General features: G+C 51.5%; 8 protein-coding genes. 2 read left to right on the forward strand and 6 right to left on the reverse strand.

What is annotated here, in order from left to right:
• The first annotated feature begins 212 nt into the window (after positions 1–212).
• Positions 213–878: a DUF6261 family protein gene (locus tag CLV25_RS15470; protein WP_243649650.1), complete on the forward strand. Its 666-nt coding sequence runs from the start codon at positions 213–215 to the stop codon at positions 876–878.
• 136 nt (positions 879–1,014) lie between these two features.
• Here CLV25_RS15470 and pbpC read toward each other — a convergent pair whose 3' ends face one another.
• Positions 1,015–3,372 carry a penicillin-binding protein 1C gene (gene pbpC, locus CLV25_RS15475; RefSeq protein WP_165877112.1) on the reverse strand — a complete coding sequence of 786 codons (2,358 nt, stop codon included), beginning with the start codon at positions 3,370–3,372 and terminating at the stop codon, positions 1,015–1,017.
• Between the two features lie 172 nt (positions 3,373–3,544).
• A complete protein-coding gene (locus CLV25_RS15480; RefSeq protein ID WP_131840579.1) occupies positions 3,545–9,076 on the reverse strand; it encodes an alpha-2-macroglobulin family protein in 5,532 nt (1,843 codons plus the stop codon).
• Between the two features lie 171 nt (positions 9,077–9,247).
• On the opposite strand from CLV25_RS15480, the gene CLV25_RS15485 reads away from it, so the two are divergent.
• Positions 9,248–9,703: a response regulator gene (locus CLV25_RS15485; RefSeq protein ID WP_131840580.1), complete on the forward strand. Its 456-nt coding sequence runs from the start codon at positions 9,248–9,250 to the stop codon at positions 9,701–9,703.
• 90 nt (positions 9,704–9,793) lie between these two features.
• Here CLV25_RS15485 and CLV25_RS15490 read toward each other — a convergent pair whose 3' ends face one another.
• The 4 genes from CLV25_RS15490 to CLV25_RS15505 all read right to left on the reverse strand — a co-directional run bounded on the left by CLV25_RS15490 (position 9,794) and on the right by CLV25_RS15505 (position 16,478).
• On the reverse strand, positions 9,794–11,926 hold the full coding sequence (locus tag CLV25_RS15490; RefSeq protein WP_131840581.1) for a S46 family peptidase: 2,133 nt from the start codon (positions 11,924–11,926) through the stop codon (positions 9,794–9,796).
• 170 nt (positions 11,927–12,096) lie between these two features.
• Positions 12,097–12,738, reverse strand: coding sequence for a ribonuclease HII (locus tag CLV25_RS15495; protein WP_131840582.1), 642 nt, complete (start codon positions 12,736–12,738; stop codon positions 12,097–12,099).
• Entirely contained in the window at positions 12,708–13,832 is a 1,125-nt protein-coding gene (locus CLV25_RS15500) for a glycosyltransferase family 4 protein (RefSeq protein WP_131840583.1), read from the reverse strand. The genes CLV25_RS15495 and CLV25_RS15500 overlap by 31 nt, the downstream gene beginning before the upstream one ends.
• 780 nt (positions 13,833–14,612) lie before the next feature.
• Positions 14,613–16,478, reverse strand: coding sequence for a carbon starvation CstA family protein (locus tag CLV25_RS15505; protein ID WP_131840584.1), 1,866 nt, complete (start codon positions 16,476–16,478; stop codon positions 14,613–14,615).
• Positions 16,479–17,298: the final 820 nt, after the last annotated feature.

Consider the following 17,298-nt stretch of genomic DNA (forward strand, 5'->3'; position numbering starts at 1 on the left):
TGGCTTGCCCACGACAACCGATCGGAGTGCTGCCGTCACCTGAGGCGATCTACCCAGGTGCGGAGATATATTAACCTAACCATAGTTTACTTATGCCACGCATTACATCGTTCAATCTAAAAAAGCTGCACCGGAAGGAGCTCGGATCGCTGGCCCTCTTCGTTACCGATAGGGTGGAGGTGCTGCTGCCCGGCAACCATATTCCCGCGCCCATGGTGGAGCTGCTCAAGGAGGCAAGGGCGGTATTCGACGCCTCGACGGGGCCCGATACCAACCCGCTGGAGACAAGGCAGCAGCATGCGCTGTACGCTCTGTGCGTGGCTTCGTCGCGCGAGCTTCGGGGGCTGGTGGAGTCGGCCCTGCTACGGAGGCAGGAGGATTTGCAGAGGGCGGGAAGGATGGTGCTTAGGGCGATTAAGCGGAGGGCTAAGAACCCGCGTCGTATGGGGATACCCGTAGGGGTTGAGGCCATGCGCCAGCTGATCAACGACGTTAGGGAGTCGTCCGAGTTGGCCGCGGCGGTTGCCGCCATTGGTGCCACCGAGGTGGTGGCGCGGATGGAGCAGGAGTGCACCGAGTGCGGTACCTACTGGACGAAGATTCGAGAGGGGAGGGCTGGAAGAACATCTAGCTTTGAGGCGACCTACCGGCTGCGCTCGGCGTTAAGCAGGGTGTTCCGCTACCTAAACTCCATGGCCGACTACGACGAAGAGGTTGCTAAGGCTGTAGGAGAGGTTAATGGCGTGGTAGAACCATTCGCAATCACCATTAAGAGCCGCGCCACCATTAGGGCGAAGAAGAAGGAGGAGCTGAAAGCTACACCTAGTCCAGAAGGGGCCACGGCGATGAACGCGGTGGATAGCCCCGAAGGGGCGTAATCTGGTAGCGCGTGGTAATGCCCCGCGCGAATAATTACCAAAATATTTCCGTTTATAACGTGGTGGGATGACATCGCGATTGGATTATATCTCGCGATGGGTTTCGCCCACCGCTAACGGATTACGCCCCGCGCTACTACCTCATCTCCTCCCCCAAAACCTCAATATACCGCTTTAGCGACTCACCGCGGCTGTCGGTGAGGGTAAGCAGGTGGCGTCCGGGTTCGGCATCAACGGCTATGGAGTGGTTGGCAACGGTTTGGCCTACCAGCTTCTCGTCCAAATACCAGTAGATGGTGGCCGTGCTGCTGCGGTGTGCTGCCTTTAGCACCAGCAGGCTTCGCTCGCCATCGTTTCGTCGGGGTAGGTACATCTTCGACGAAGCAAAGGGGTAGATCAACGACATGCTGGTTCCGTCGGTTAGCTCGGGCTCGCAGCCATCCATAAAGGGAGGCATCGGCCGATAGTCCATATGGGCTATACGGTAGAACTGCTCCTGTGCCGGAGGCAGCACAAACCATGGTTGCGTCTTCATCTCCGAAACGTTTACGCACTTATCCGTTACCTGATATTTTCCTGAAGGATCGAGATGCAGCATGCGGTGGTAGCTGCAGGGGAGCGTCTTGTTTAGTCCGCGAGGGATGTGGTGCAGCACGCCTTTAGGGCAGGCCTTGCCTCTTTTCATACCGCTCTCGGGGCAGATATCCACCACCTGCATGTCGGCTGTTGGCTTGCGAAACCAACCCGATGTGGGCAGCTGTGCGAAGATATCGAACATGATGGGTGCGGCTGTGCTAACGCCCATCAGCCCGGCACGACCATCGCCGCCAGCATTGCCCACCCATACGCCCACCACGTAGCGGGGCGTAACGCCAATGGCCCACGCATCGCGGAAGCCAAAGCTGGTGCCCGTCTTCCAGGCCACCTTGCTGCGCGACGAGAACATTCGCCACTGTCCATCCTCGGTGGGTCGGGTTACATCCGATAGCGACTCTAGCGTAAACCAGCAGGTCGACGGCGAGAATATCTTTGTAGGAAAGAGCGTCCGCACACGATCGTCGTCATCCGTAGTATAGTGTAGGTCGAACTGGCTCTTTTCGGGCGAGCCAACCGTTGCGCCTAGCGCTGCGTACATCCCGGCTAAATCCCACAGTTTGCCTTCGGCACCCCCGAGTATTATCGAAAGGCCATAGTAGTCGGGGGTTTTGCTGATGGTGGTCATCCCCATCCGCTTGACCAGCGCGTTGAACTTCTCCATCCCGTACTTACGGAGCAAGATGACAAAAGGGATGTTGAGCGAGCGGGCCAGGGCCTTGTCGGCGGCGATCATCCCCTCGTAGTCGCGCGAGAAATTTTGGGGTACGTAGCCGCCAATCGATACGGGAATATCGTCTACCAGCTGCTGCGGGAGCAGGTTGCCGTCGTTCAGCATTCCCGCATAGAGGAAGGGCTTAAGAAGACTTCCGTAGCTGCGGGGCGAGGTGATGATATCCACCTTGCCGCCAAACTCATCGCCCGGCGCGTTGGTATTGCCCACGTATGCCTTAACGGCTCCAGTACGGATATCCACCACAATGGCAGCCGCGTTGTTGATCTCGTTGAAGCGCAGCGCCTCGTAGTGGCTGTTTACCACTGAGGCTACCTGCTGCTGTAGCGGCAGGTCGAGCGTGGTTTTTATTCTTTTACCGATGAAGCCATCGGCAATGGCGCGGGTTAACAGGTGTGGGGCCACCATGGGCAGCGGTTGTGGCTCCACGGGTAGCGGTTCAAGAAGCGCCAAGCGGTAGCTCTCGGCATTGATTATCTTCTTATCGAATAGCCTGCGCAGCAGCCTGTCGCGCTTTGCCAGCAGCGAGGACCGGTTTCTTCCGGGGTGGATAAGACCAGGCGCATTGGGCAGCACGGCCAGCGTTGCGCTCTGCGCCCAGCTTAGCTTATGGGGCGACACGCCAAAGAAGCGCCACGAGGCAGCCTCGATGCCCACAACGTTACCGCCAAAAGGTGCGTTGGAGGCATACTTGGTGATGATGGTGCGCTTGGAATACCTTAGCTCGGTACGCAGGGCCAGCAGCATCTCGTAGAGCTTATCCCAGTAGCCACGATCCTTAGCGTTGCGGCTGATGCGCACCAGCTGCATGGTGATGGTGCTTCCTCCGCTAATCACCCTATGGGCTGTAATATTTTGCTTGATTGCCCTAGCCGTTGAGACAGGATTGATGCCGGGATGGTAGTAGAAGTAGCTATCCTCAAACTCAAGCAGGCATTGCTCGTACTTGTAGGGGATGGAGTCGGCCTCCGGGAAGCGCCATTGGCCGTCGGTGGCGATAACGGCTCCCAGCAGATGCCCTGATGCATCCTCCACTACCGTAGAGCAGGGCGACTTAACCCTTGCAGGCGGTAGCAGGAGGAAGGCCACCATAAGGGTGACTACTAACCAGAAGGTAGGCTTCCGAGTCCATTTGGATAGGATGTTGGGTATGTTCTTGCTCTTCATATGCTTCATTCATGGTTATGCCGATGGGCACCGCCCATCGGCATAGGAGCAACGGGTCGCCCCATCGCTAGCAAATTGCGCCCCTTCGGGGCTGGTACTATGCATGCAATTCATAGCCCTGAAAGGGCGGCATCTATGGGCGCGGGGTGTTGCCCCGCGCGATAATACACAACTACTGTGCAACCACCTTTACCCACATACCGGCCGTTCCTGCACTGATCGAAGCATCGTACATCGCCTCGGCCTTAAAGCTGGGTAGATAGAAATGGCCGGCATAGGTAGCCTTCACTTTTAGGGTAATGCGCTTGGTCTCCCCGGCTCGTAGGTCGAAGTGGGTGTAAACCCTGTCGTCGCGGAAATCCTGATAGGTGTAGCTGGACGTAGCATCGTTTGCCTCTCCTGCTAATCGAGGATTTTGCACCTCCCAGCCCGATGGGAATACCTGGCTTAGCGTTAGGTTTCTGTACTCTTGGCCAATTCCCGGATGGGTAACATCCACGGTAATCAGAAAGTCGGTTCCTTGTGGTACTGATGTGGGAACTACCGTTTCACCATGAATACCGGAATACCTAACCTTGACAGATAGGTTGTTGCTGTACTCATTCTCTTTAGCAACAGGCGGAATACCCTGCATAATTAGGCGAACGAATGTAGTTTGCTTGCCATTGTTGAATATTGAAACGGCGTTGGAGGACGCTGGACGGAAGCGAACCTGCGCCATAGAGGCATTGGCAGCAACCTTCTGGCTCTTTCCATTTATGGTTAGCGTTGTATTTACTCCCAATCCAGGTTTAATCTCTGTACGAGTTTTTGATATGGCAAGAAGCGAAAAAGCGGTTTCCTGCGTGCTCATCCATCCTTTGCCGCCAAGCTTTGCCGATAGGCGCTTTACAGGTTCGGCGGCCTTGTTTAGCATGTTAAGCTCGGCAAGAGTTTCAACCATCATAGCTAGGTCTCGGGTGTCGGAGCCGTAGGTGTAGTAGTCGTTTTTGTATGCGGCAAACTTAGTAGGAAGCTTCGCGATTATTCCACGTGCAACCTGACGTTGTCCTGCTAATGCGTATGCAGCAGCCAGTCGCCAAAAAGTTTGGGGCGATACCGATTGCTTCTCCTTAAGCAGGTTCATTGCTCCCATTTCAGGGCGCTGTGCTAAAGCTAGGGTGTAAAGTCGGTACGCTTGAGTCATGTCATCGTAGCTGTTGCCTTGGCTAGTCCAGTTGCGCGATGCATTTGCTTGGTAGCTCATCCATCGGCTAAGTGCGGCCTCCGATACCGAGTAACCGGCAGCACGAGCCTCTAGTAGAAAATGGCCGGCATAGCTGGAGCCCCATGCATCTGCCGACGATGCTCCCTTCCAGTAGCCAAAGCCTCCATCGAGCGTCTGCATGGCCATCAAGCTTTCGATACCAGCCTTAACGTTCTGCTCAATACGCTGCTTGGTTGGGCTGTCGAGCATCATCAGCCTACCTAAGTAAAGCTGAGGGAATACGCTGGAGGTTGTTTGCTCTACGCAACCGTATGGGTAGGTAACAAGGAAGCCTAAGCGCGACGAAAGGTTTATAGGCAGCAGTGTGGATACCTCTACGGTTGCCGAATTGGTGCCGCCTACGCCAAATGGAGCAAAGCGGTAGCTCCAGCTCTTTCCGGCTCCCAATACGGCATCTACAACTCTAGTCTGTTCCGATCTTGGTTCTCGAACAAACAGGTCTACTACCTGCGTTGATACGTCCTTGCCGCCTGCTGCAGTAACGGTAATTTTTGCACGGCCTGTTGCCGAAACAGCTTTAATGTTAAACATTAGCATCTTATCTCCCTCGCGGCTAAACGTCACATTCTGGGTTGAAGCACCTACCAACTTTACTGCGCCTTCGGCCTTAACGGATACCTTCACATTTCGAATATTACCCGCCATTGCAAAAACATTTACAGGCATAGATATGGTTTCGTTTGGACCAAGAACACGCGGAAGGGTTGGTACGGCCATTACGTTAAGCTTAACGGCAGATACCTTTTCGGCAGTGCCGTAGCCGTAATCGCTGTTTGCTGCAACAACCATTGTCTTAACTGAGCCAACATAGTTTGGCATCCTAAAGGTATGGGTCGATTTTCCGTTCTTGCCAACGGTGAACGGGCCAAAGAACTTAACCACCGGCTTAAATCGGATAGATTTGCCCTGCTCGGTTGCACGTAGCTCTTCGGAACCTCCAATGGTGAAATACTTTTCTATCAAACCGCCGTAAGCTCCAATCACGCGGTTGTACACATCCCAGCTCTTAACGCCCAGCGCTTCCTCGGCATAGAAGGTATTCCATGGGTTAGGAATCTTAAATCGGGTGATATCTAATAACCCCTCATCTACCATTGCCACGGTGTAGGTCATTGGTCGTCCATTTTTTTCCGAAACGGTTATAGAGACATTCTGCTCGGGTTTAATTACCGCAGGAATACTGATTACAGGGTTAAGATGAGTTGCCCGATTCTCCACCTTCAGCTTCAGTAGGCCGTATTGGCGGATTGGTAAATCGTTATTCTTTCGGATGTGAGGGCGAATAAGCCAAACGCTCACGTAGATGTTTGGCGTCATCTGCTCGTCGGTTTTTAGGGTATAGGTGTTAGAACTCTTATGGGCATCTACCCACTCCTGCTTAATTACGCGCGAGCCATTCTCTATGCTGATAAGCGCCCTTGCCCCTTCGGAACCTGGGAAGCGAATGGTGCATTTCTTGCCAACATCAACGGTGCTTACATCGGCAGCAATTGGTAGTAGCGATGCACCTTCGGGCATGTTATCGGCCACGCCCATTTCGTATGGCCAGTAAACGGTTACAACCCTGCCTGTGGTGTGTCCGCTGTTGATATCAACCATTCTGATGTAGTACGAGCCCCAATCGGGGTAGTTTATCCTAAAGCGATATGCACCTCGACCATTTGACGTGGCTATCTCCTGTCGGCTAATTAGCTTGCTGTACGATTGGTTAATGTAAGATACATCCGATTCGCTGTCGCGATCCCACCACCAGCTGGAGTTCATCTTGTAAACTTCAACGGCTACGCGCGATGATGTTGGCCGAAGGTTATTGTCCAACGAAACAATGGATAGAATGTAGTCCTTGTTGGTGTTGTACCAGTAGGAATCCTTGTCGGGGAGCCGCATACCTACGTAGCGGGAATACGGATAGTAAGGAATTGAGAACTGGTCGATGCTGAACTCTCCACCTGGCTCGAACACCTCACCCTTGAAGTTGGCGTTTAGTACTGCAGGCAGGTTATTTCCCGACTTAAGCGAGCATTCTACAGTTGCATCTCCCTGATCGTTCAATCGTCCATCGAATGCCGACACGGTTTGCGAGGTGTACTTCGATCCTTCATCATCAAAGTTGTAGGCTTCGTATCCCTTAAAGACAGCCTGAGCTTTGCTTAGCGTTGCCTGGTACACCGCCTTAAGGTTTGGTGCTGGTGCTCCATGTAGCCATCGTACGTTAAGGTGCCCTGTAAACTTACCGTTATCGCCTATTTTCTTAAGGCTTGTTGATAGGTTTATCTTGAGCCTATTGGGCTTAACGGTTTCTATCCTGAAGCTTTTTGAGAAGGTTACCCCTCCAATCTTTACGATACCCATCCAGCTTCCGGTGATGGCATCTGCCGATGTTGCAGTACGGAAAGCGTACATGTTGGAGCCATCGTAGCGTTGAACTAGGCGTTTTACCAGCTGTCCTTTGGGGTTTTGGAAGTCGAATACAACCGGATGCCCCTTGGGAATGGCATGGCCTCTATCCTCAACAATAAAAGATATAAATAGCGAATCGCCGGGGCGCCATACGCCGCGTTCACCTGTGATATAGCCTTTGATTCCTTTTTGTATCTCGTTTCCTGCTATGTCAAAATTGCTCATCGAAAGCGAATTCCCGTCATCTATCTTTAGGTATCCGCGCTGCTCTTTCCATTTGGCAATGATTAAGAAAGGATGCCCTTTTTTATAGGGGATTGTGACGAACCCATCGCTACTGGTAGTGCCCTTGCCAAGCAGTACTTGCTGGTAGTTGTACACATCTACTTCTACATCGGAAATTGGCGTCACATCCTTTATGTTACTAACAGCAACATGCAGCTGGTTTTCTTTTCCTCGTTTGGCTATGATTCCAAGGTCAGATGCCAGTAGGTTTTGGGATATCATCTTATCCGAGGAGTAATAGGCCGAGTTACAAGGATTATCCCGCTGCTGCCAATCGTAGTCCGACTCGTAGTAGTAATCCGTATAGTCGCCGTAGCCGTATTCGTTATCCCAATTCTGCTCTTCGTCATCTTGAGCTACGGATTGCTCTTCTGCTGATGCCGGGCAGCTTAGGTAGGCAACGTCGTTCTTTCGGAAGTAGATGCTTACCTGATATATTGCTCCTGGTTCGCTTTTTATGATCTTGGTAAGATCGAGGGCATAGCGGCACCAGCGGTTTACGTTAAGGCTGCCAACCGATTGTAGGTCGATCCGTTTCTTGTAGATTGGCATCCCCACTCTTCGGAGCTCGTTGTTACCATCCATGTTGTTTACCTGAAAGAACTGGCCCACGTTACGCTCGTAGATGCGCACCACCTGCACCATCACCGATTTTAGTCCAATAGCTTCAAACGGATATACGAGCGATTGAGAACTGGGCAGGATATTCCCACTCCCAACGCTACGCAGCTGTGGTTTTGCTTTTCCAAAGTTGATGGTGGTTTCGTAAGGGGTACGCAGCTTTTTGCCTGATGCACTCGTAATTCCCTGATTAACGGTAAAGCGTACGTTGCCATCCATTGCCGAGGCGTAAACCCAAAGCTGATTTCCCTCGATGCTATAAGTAACGGTAGTTGGGGTACTAAAGGCAATTAGCCCAGTTAAATCTTGGTTTGGGGCAATGGGCTCGTTGAACGAAACAACAAATGTAGGCGACTGCTGCTGCTTATCGTTGGATACGTAAAGAACCCTAAACTCATCTTTGGTGGGAATGGTGATGCTTTTATCACCTTTAGAATCTATGCTTAGTGGGCTTCCGTTCCACGATATGTTGAGCTTTTGAACCTTATTCGTACAGCGGATTCCTGAGGACTCAAATATAAAACGGCGGAAGCCATCGCTTACGCGCCATGTGGTAGTAAGACCTTTCCCGTCCAAGTCTACTTGAACCATCTTTTTCACCTGCTCAATGTCGGCCTTGTCGGCTGTATATACGTATCCCTCTAGCTTGTACACATCCTTCTGTTGCTCGGATGCCGATATTCCAACAATCTCTACCTCGTAATCTTGGGGTATAACCCTAAATCCAAATTCCATTTCGTTGAACTTCGACTCCCTTACATCGCAAACCTTGCTCAGCAGAAACCTTGCAATGTAAATCTCGCCTGACTTTAGTTGTTCGGATGGTTTAAAGACAATCGTGCGGCTATCCTTCCAGTAGGTTTTACCCTTGATGTTTGGGCTAAAGCTGAATAGTTCTTCTGCCGATTCTTTCCCATTTCCAGGATACATGTAAGAATCGTTTTGCAGCACTACCTGTATTTCGCCATCCGAGGCAACTAGCCCAGAGGTGTATGCCGAGACGTATTCTGCAAATTCAGGATCGACCGAGGGGATGTCGGTAACCTTATTCTTGCATCCAACCAAAAAAACTATTGCTGAAAAGAAAGCGAGGAGTAGTGCGGATCGGAGTACTTGCTTTGGGAAGTTCATATCAAATAAGTTTGGGTGATGAATAGTGGTTGATATTAACACTATTATTCTAAAAAAGCAACACTTCTAAACGGCGGAAAGTCCCATAATTGTTGCCTTTAAAACGCACATTACATCCATTTCGGTGTTTAGATAAGTGAAGAAGCTAGTTCTTATCTAAAAATTAGAACCATGATTGGGGGGTGTAACGTTGCTTTTACTCGCGTGCGGGCTAGCGAGGATATTTCAGATGTTGCCCGTGTCAGCGGTATCGCAATGTCGGTGCTTGTTGCCGAGGATAACGCTATATATCAAATGCTGATGAAGAAGTTGCTAGCAGCCTACGGTTATTCTGTAAGTGTTGTAGATAACGGATTGGCAGCACTAGAAGCACTCGACAAGTATGATTACGATATCGTTTTTATGGATCTGCAAATGCCCGATATGGATGGGCTTGAGGCTACACGTCAGATCGTAATGCGCTTTAAGGATAATCATCCTACAATTATTGCGATGACGGCAAGTTCTATTGGTGACGATGTGGAGGCATGCTTTGAGGCAGGTGTAGACGATTACATACGTAAGCCCATTAAAAGCCAAGACATTGAAACGATACTTAACAAGTGGTGTAAGGAGAAGGCCAGCTAATACTTCTCCTGAGCCTTATGTGAAATATTAGTGAGAATAAAAAAGGTCTACCACATGGTAGACCTTTTTTATTATGGTATAGAGTGATGATTATTCTACAATTGTCATCTCATCAACTAGGTGTTTAGCACCAGCGTACTTATCCATGATGAAGAGCACGTAGCGAATATCTACGTTAATGGTGCGCTGTAGTTGAGGTTCAAAGGCAATGTCGCCGCTCATGGCTTCCCAGTTACCGTCGAAAGCAAGACCGATAAGTTCGCCGTTGGCGTTCATTATTGGGCTACCCGAGTTACCTCCGGTGATGTCGTTGGTAGATAGGAAAGCTACAGGCATTTTACCATTCTTCATGGCATAGCGACCGTAGTCTTTAGCGTTGTAAAGTTCCTTTAGCTTGCTAGGAACAACAAACTCCCAGTTTGTTGGATCTTCCTTCTCCATTACTCCATCAAGAGTTGTGTAGAAGTTGTAGTGAACTGCATCGGCAGGGATGTAGTCGAGCACATTTCCGTAAGTTAAGCGCATGGTAAAGTTTGCATCAGGATAGTGAGGCTTATCCTTTTCCATCTCTAGCAAGCCTGCGATATAGAGGCGTTGTCCTTTGGCAAACTTCTCGTTGAGAGGCGACAGTTTCTCTGAAATTTCGCGGATTATAACGCTGATGCTCTGCGCAGCCTTGTAGATAGGGTCGTTCTTTACTGCTTCTACGGTTGGATTAGATAAGAATGCGTTGAATGCTTTCTTATTAGAAAATATCGACTTTGCATAGAGATCGTTTACGTAAGCCTCTATGTTGTTGTTGTACTGCGACTGGATGTCGTTGTAAAGCGATGGAAGATATTTTGCAGGAACATCCTTCTTGTAAAGGGCAAACATGGCTACGGCAACTTTTTTGTCTAGTGCCTCGTTGTAGTCTTTGTAGAAATCGTTGGTAGATTCTTTGATCTTGGTTAAATCTTCCTTGGATTCGATAGATTTTATAAGGGCACTAGCGTAGCGCGAAGCAGCACCAACAACCTCGATGCCTCTGATGCTTTCTCCTAGGTACTGGATGGCGCTATTTACCTCCTTACGGCTTTCTACGGCTTCTTTGATAAGAGCCAGAGCATTTCCGTAGGTTGCAACTCTTTCGGGTGATTGGTTAACCCAGCTGGTGAAGCGAGCCTCTTGTTCGGCCTTCTTGTCCTGCACCTTTAGGCGCTTAAGCCCACGGCTCATACCAATCGAATTTTTCCAGTAGTTTGAAGATCCTGCATACTTTGATGCATACTGAATGCGGATGGTGTCGTTTGCCTGCATATCCTTCATCCAAATATCCTGACGGATGCCGCGGATCTTGATGCGGTTGGGGTTCGAGATGTTAAGTACTTCGTCAATTTCCCAAGAGGTCATGTAGCGGTTGGTGCGGCCAGGATTACCCATAATCATGGTATAGTCACCAGCCTTAATCCCCTTAAGCGATACCTTGAGGAACTTCTTAGGCTTTAGCGGAACGTTGTTGGCGTTGTAGTCGGCTGGGTTTCCATCCTTATCGGCGTATACGCGGAATACCGAGAAGTCGCCGGTGTGGCGTGGCCACATCCAGTTGTCGGTGTCGGCACCAAACTTGCCAATGGCATCGGGTGGAGTTCCTACCAAACGAACATCGGTGTACACTTTGTAAACGAAGAGGTAGAATTGGTTACCACCGTACATTGGGGTAACCTGTCCGCGGATGAACTTGCCATTAGATGCTTCGTCAGCGAGCTTTTTGCTAAGGTCGGCAATGGCCTTGTAGCGCTCCTGCTCGGTCATGCTAGGGGTAAGAACATCGTTGAACCTGGCTGTGACATCCTCAATGCGCTCAAGGAAGGTTACAGTAAGTCCGGGTGATGGGATCTCCTGCTCCTTGTTCATAGCCCAAAATCCATTCTTTAGGTAGTCGTGCTCCACGGTGCTGTGCTGTTGGATGGTTCCGTAGCCGCAGTGGTGGTTGGTGAGCAGCAGCCCCTGATCCGAAACAATTTCGCCTGTACAGCCACGTCCAAAGATGACGATGGCGTCTTTTAGGCTGCTCTTGTTGATGCTGTAGATATCCTCGGGCGAGAGCTTAAGCCCTGCCTTCTTCATATCTTTTGCGTTGAGCTTTTCGATGAGTGGAAGTAGCCACATTCCTTCGTCAGCTCTAAGGGTGGTTGAGCCTAACAGCAGCAACCCTACTAGCAAAATGCTAATCTTCCTCATAGGTCGAACTTTATTTTAGTTTGTGTTTATAACCTTTTGCGGGTAAAAGTCTTTCAGTTTGACACACGTTTGACGAAAAACTTGTTTTTCTTATCATGCTAACTGACGTGCTTTTATTCTAATTGTTACAGGTCTATTTTAAGAATATGGCCTGAGATTCAAACGATCATCTAGTAAAACTCTAGCGAGAGCTGTTCGTCGGTAAGCCTAAAGCTTTTTCGATGATAGCAGGTTATCCCATTTTTGGCTATTGCCTCGCGATGCTTTTGGGTTGGATAGCCCTTGTTTTCGTTCCATCCGTAGTGAGGGAATTCGGTGTGCAGCTGCTCCATCAGCTCGTCGCGGTAGGTTTTGGCGAGTACTGATGCTGCGGCAATGCTGGCAAACTTACCGTCGCCACCCACCACGCACTGATGGGGGATTTCGCGGTGCTTCTTAAAGCGGTTGCCGTCAATCAACAGAAATTCTGGCTTAATCTTTAGGTCATCTGCAGCCTTTTGCATACCCAGTATGGAGGCGTTGAGGATGTTAATTTGGTCGATGGTTTCGTTGTCGATAACGGCAACGGCCCAGGCCAGCGCCTGCTCGCGAATCTGAGCCTTTAGGATTTCACGAACCTTATGGCTGAGCTTTTTGGAGTCGTTTAGCAGCGGAAGGTCGAATGTTGGTGGAAGGATTACGGCAGCAGCCACAACAGGACCTGCCAAACAGCCACGTCCGGCTTCGTCGCATCCGGCCTCCAGAATACCCTCGTTTAGGAAGGGCCAAAGGGCTTCTCCTTTTACTCTATCGCGTTTTGAATGGTGCTCCACAGTATGCTTGCAGTATTATCCCAGTTAAAGAGTTTGCCGCGCTCGAATGCCTTGGCGGCCATTTCGTTTCGGAAGCTGTAGTCGTTGGTCATCTTAATCATTGCATTCTTGATGGCGGTAATCGAGAATGGATCGACCAGCACGGCGGCATCGCCGGCCACTTCGGGCAGCGAGGTTACCGACGAGGTGATGATGGGTACGTTAGCCTTCATGGCCTCTACCAGCGGAATCCCGAATCCTTCGAAGATGGGCACAAAGATGAGCGCTTCGGCAGCGCCAACGGCCTTGGAAAGGTGCTCGTTGGATAGCCATCCGGTAAAGATGACGTCCGACTTGTGGTGCATCTCGCGGTATATCTTTTCGGCCTTGGGCGATTTAAACTTGGGGTTACCCACCATCAGCAGCTTGTAGTTCGATGGAACCTCGTCCTTAAAGCGATCGAAGGCGCGGAGCATGCGGCCTACGTTCTTACGTGGATGGATGGAGCCGATGTACAGGAAGTAGGGGCAGCCATCGGTAAGGTCGAAACGTAGGTCATCGATTTGCTTCTGGGTGAGCGGAGCGAATATAGGGTCGGCGGCGTTGTAGGCAACGTCGATCTTGTGGGGCGATATCTTGTAGGTTCCGCACAGGTCGGACTTCGAGAAGTTCGAAACGGTGAGGATGCGGTTGGCCCTTTCGGCAAAGCGGGGGAAGAAGTGATGGAAGTACTTCCGCTTGGTCCAGTCCTCGAGCTCGGGGTAATGCTCGAAGCTCAGGTCGTGGATAACGGCCACCTGCGCGGTGGGTACCGAGAGCGACAGGAAGCCGTTGGGCGCAACAAACACGTCGGGCTTAATCTTCTTAAGCTGGTCGGCGAGCAGCACCTCGTACCAGTACCACCACATGAGCGGATTATTGGCCGATGGGGTGATGATGATTGGCTCAACATTCTTACCGTAGATGTGGTGTGGCTCGTAGTTCTTGTCGAAAATGAAGTAGAATTGGTGTTCGGGATTAGCCTTTACGATTCGGCTAAATGTCTCGTGCATGAATCTTCCTACTCCATCGCTGTTACCCTTCAAAAGGGCTTTGGCGTTAACCGCTATTTTCATTGACCTTAGGTAAACAAAATTTGTTCAAATATAAGCTTTTCTAGGCTGATTGTGAATGGGTAATTCGGAAACAAAGCGTGCGAAACAAATGCGTTGGATATTCCCTTGAGGCTTGTGATTCTACACTCGCTAAGTAGCGGCTAGTGAGCAACCGTTCTTGAGTTTTTTGCATGATGCGAACTCGTTGCCCAATAGCATAACCCTATCTCGAAGGTTATCCCCCGCTGGCGGGGGTAGGGGGTGGATTTTTCTGTACAATGTCTTTAATTTCAGCAGGCATCCTGTTTGGTTTTCTTCTTACGGATGAGATGCGTTTCTACAATTAGCGACCCATTGTCCACCCCCTGCCCTCGCCAACAATGTCGTTAAGAGAAGCATCTAACTCTTTTAACTACAAGAAAGCCTACCTCTCCTTACTTTTTTGATTGGGCAAAAAAGTAAGCAAAAAACCTTGGTGAATATTAACTCGCTCGGTCGTGCTACAACGTTATTCCCCTTTGTAAAAAGTAGCGCTGCTGCAATCCAAATCGCATTGAGTATGCATGTAGAAGCTCCGCTCGCTCAAACAGGATATTCACCGTGGTGGAGTGGCTTCGCCACGGTGTCTACGGTAGAACCAGAGATTTTCAAGTAAAGGTTGCATCCCGACGATTGCCTAACGTTTTAATTAAGAAAGAATCTATTCTTAAGTTAACGACATTATCCCTCGCCAGCGGGGGATACGCTTTTTGCAAGGTATTGCCGATATGGTAGGTCAACATCATCTTATAAATGCGGCATCTACCCTTCGGTTTTCTGCTTATGAGCCTCCTCGGGTAGATCGACCGGCGCAAGTAGCGGAGCCTTACCCCTAAAGGCGCGAACCCAGATGGGTAGGGCATCAGCAATAATTACGAATACGCTGACAAGGATTACCGCTGTAAGCAGCAGGTTGATGAGGCCGCTGGTGAAGGTGGCGGGATCGAGCACCTGCGGGATGTAGAGGTTGATGGTGTTCAGCGCTCCGGCGTAGATGGTGGTAACGCCCACAAAGGTCATCGGAACGAGGGTAATCCAGGCGTACTTCTTCTTGCCCTGGTTGATGATGTAGGTGGTACCCACGGCGAGGGCGATGGTGGCGAGCAGCTGGTTGGCGGTGCCGAACATCGGCCAGATGGTGGAGACGCTTCCAGTGTAGATGAAGTATCCCCAGAAGAAAACCACCAGCGCGCTGGCAATAAGGTTACCCGCAAGCGACGACGACTTGCCAAGAGGCTTGTAAGCCTTGCCCATGATGTCCTGAAGCAGGAAGCGGGCGATGCGGGTGCCGGCGTCGATGGTGGTGAGGATGAAGAGCGCTTCAAACATGATGGCGAAGTGGTACCAGTACGACATCAGGCGGTCCATCCCCGGAATCCTCGAAAAGATTTCGGCCATGCCTACGGCCAGCGTCACGGCGCCCCCGGTGCGTCCGGCGATGTTCTCGCCCACGCCCTCGGTAAGGCGTTGGAAGTCGGAGCCCGTAAAGCCCATGGCGTGCAGCTGGGGTAGCAGCTCCTGGTACTTCTCGGGCGAGAGGTTGATCTGAAAGTAGTCGAGCGGAAAGAGGCTGGCGGCGGCAATCAGCGCAAGGATGCTAACCACCCCCTCGGCGAGCATCGACCCGGCGGCAATGGGGCGGATGTGCGACTCCTTCATCACCATCTTGGGCGTGGTGCCCGAGCTAATCAGCGCGTGGAAGCCCGATATGGCCCCACAGGCAATCGTTATGAAGAGGTAGGGGAAGAGCGTCCCCTTTATGATTGGGCCACCACCGTGAATGAAGGCGGTGAAGGCGGGCATCTTGAGATCGGGCGCCACCACGATGATGCCCACGGCCAGCATACCGATAACGAAGAGCTTCATGATAGAGCTGAGGTAGTCGCGGGGCGAGAGCAGCAGCCATACGGGCAGCACCGAGGCGATGAAGCCGTAAAGGGCCAGGATGATGGTGAGCTGCTTGCGGTCGAAGGTGAACCAGCTCTCGAGGGGGGAGCCGGGGATGAATCGTCCGAAGATAACGGCCCCGCTAAGCAGGATAACGCCGATGACGGTGGCCTCGACGGTCTTCCCCTTGCGGAAAACGTACATCCAAACGCCCATAAGGATGGCGATGGGGATGGTGCTGGCGATGGTGAAGGTGCCCCACGAGCTCTCGGCGAGGGCGTTCACCACCACCAATCCGAGCCCGGCCATGGCGATGATGATGATGACGAAGGTGGCAATGGTGGCCGTAACCACGCTGCCCGTCTTGCGAATCTGCGAGCGGACGATCTCCACCAGCGATTTCCCGTCGTTGCGGACCGATGCGGTGAGGATGACAATGTCGTGCACGGCCCCGGCCATCACGGCGCCCACGAGCATCCACAGGAAGCCCGGGAAGAAGCCGAACTGGCAGGCGAGCACTGGCCCTACCAGAGGTCCGGCCCCGGCGATGGCGGCGAAGTGGTGCCCGAAGAGCACCCACTTGGATATGGGGAAGTAGTTTTGTCCGTCGTAGAGGCGGCCCGACGGGGTGGCGATGCCATCGTTGAGCGTGAGCACCCGGGCTGCCACAAATCCGAAGTAGAAGCGGTAGGCGAGGGCGAAGATGGCCAAGGCGGCAATAACCAGCGGCATTGCGTTCATAGTCCTGCGGTTTAAGTTGTACGGTTAGGTGTAATAGGCGCAAATATAGCTGGTAGGTGATGCTTTTTGTTCGCTACCGCACGGGATTACGGCGAAGTAGCTCAATTTTTTGCTGCTTTTGATGGGAGAGTAGCGGGCGTTGGCGGTGGTAGGGAGGTAAAATAGCGGGGTGCAGAGGCGCTAGAGCGGAACCCCGAAGCTAAAAAGCTCGGTCTGGAAGCCTCAGAGCTCAGTCTGGAAGCGAAAGTACTCAGGCTGGAAGCAAAAGAACTCGGACTGGTTGCTCTAGAGCTCAGCCTGGAAGCAAAAGAGCTGAGACTGGAAGCAAGAAAGCTCAGTCTGGAAGCCGTAGAGCTCGGACTGGAAGCGAAAAAGCTCGGACTGGCTGCTCTAGAGCTGAGGCTGGAAGCAAAAGAGCTGAGACAGGTTGCTCTAGAGCTAATTCGGGTTTCCGTAGTAGGCAACGACCTGTCAGGTTTTAAAAACCTGACAGGTCTATCCGGCAGCGGTAGGTGGCAAGAGCGCAACCTAGTAGCGTGCGTTAGCGGGTAGAGATGTAGGTAGGCGCAATACTCCCGTCAGGCATAGTTGTTAAGCTAAGGATGTTGGAAAGAAGGAGGATCGTTATCAAGCGCTAGTGCATAATTGAAACTATTTATTCTCCCGCTTAGGCGGGAGGCAGGGGTGGGTTAGACGTTTTTGCCCACCCCCTACCCCCTTCCAAGGAGGTACTGTGATAAAAAGCAAGCATTTCGAGTAAAAATTACGTAACTTGTGGTCGACGAAGGAGGACTTCAGCCGACTGGTTGAACGAAAGTCC

The sequence above is a fragment of the Acetobacteroides hydrogenigenes genome (genome assembly GCF_004340205.1).
Taxonomy (GTDB): Bacteria; Bacteroidota; Bacteroidia; order Bacteroidales; family ZOR0009; genus Acetobacteroides; species Acetobacteroides hydrogenigenes.

Excerpts from the sequence above, each read along its gene's own strand:
- CLV25_RS15485 (WP_131840580.1), top strand. The coding sequence starts at position 9,248 with ATGATTGGGGGGTGTAACGTTGCTTTTACTCGCGTGCGGGCTAGCGAG.
- pbpC (WP_165877112.1), bottom strand. The coding sequence starts at position 3,372 with ATGAAGAGCAAGAACATACCCAACATCCTATCCAAATGGACTCGGAAG.
- CLV25_RS15505 (WP_131840584.1), bottom strand. The coding sequence starts at position 16,478 with ATGAACGCAATGCCGCTGGTTATTGCCGCCTTGGCCATCTTCGCCCTC.
- CLV25_RS15470 (WP_243649650.1), top strand. The coding sequence starts at position 213 with ATGGTGGAGCTGCTCAAGGAGGCAAGGGCGGTATTCGACGCCTCGACG.
- CLV25_RS15490 (WP_131840581.1), bottom strand. The coding sequence starts at position 11,926 with ATGAGGAAGATTAGCATTTTGCTAGTAGGGTTGCTGCTGTTAGGCTCA.
- CLV25_RS15480 (WP_131840579.1), bottom strand. The coding sequence starts at position 9,076 with ATGAACTTCCCAAAGCAAGTACTCCGATCCGCACTACTCCTCGCTTTC.
- CLV25_RS15500 (WP_131840583.1), bottom strand. The coding sequence starts at position 13,832 with ATGAAAATAGCGGTTAACGCCAAAGCCCTTTTGAAGGGTAACAGCGAT.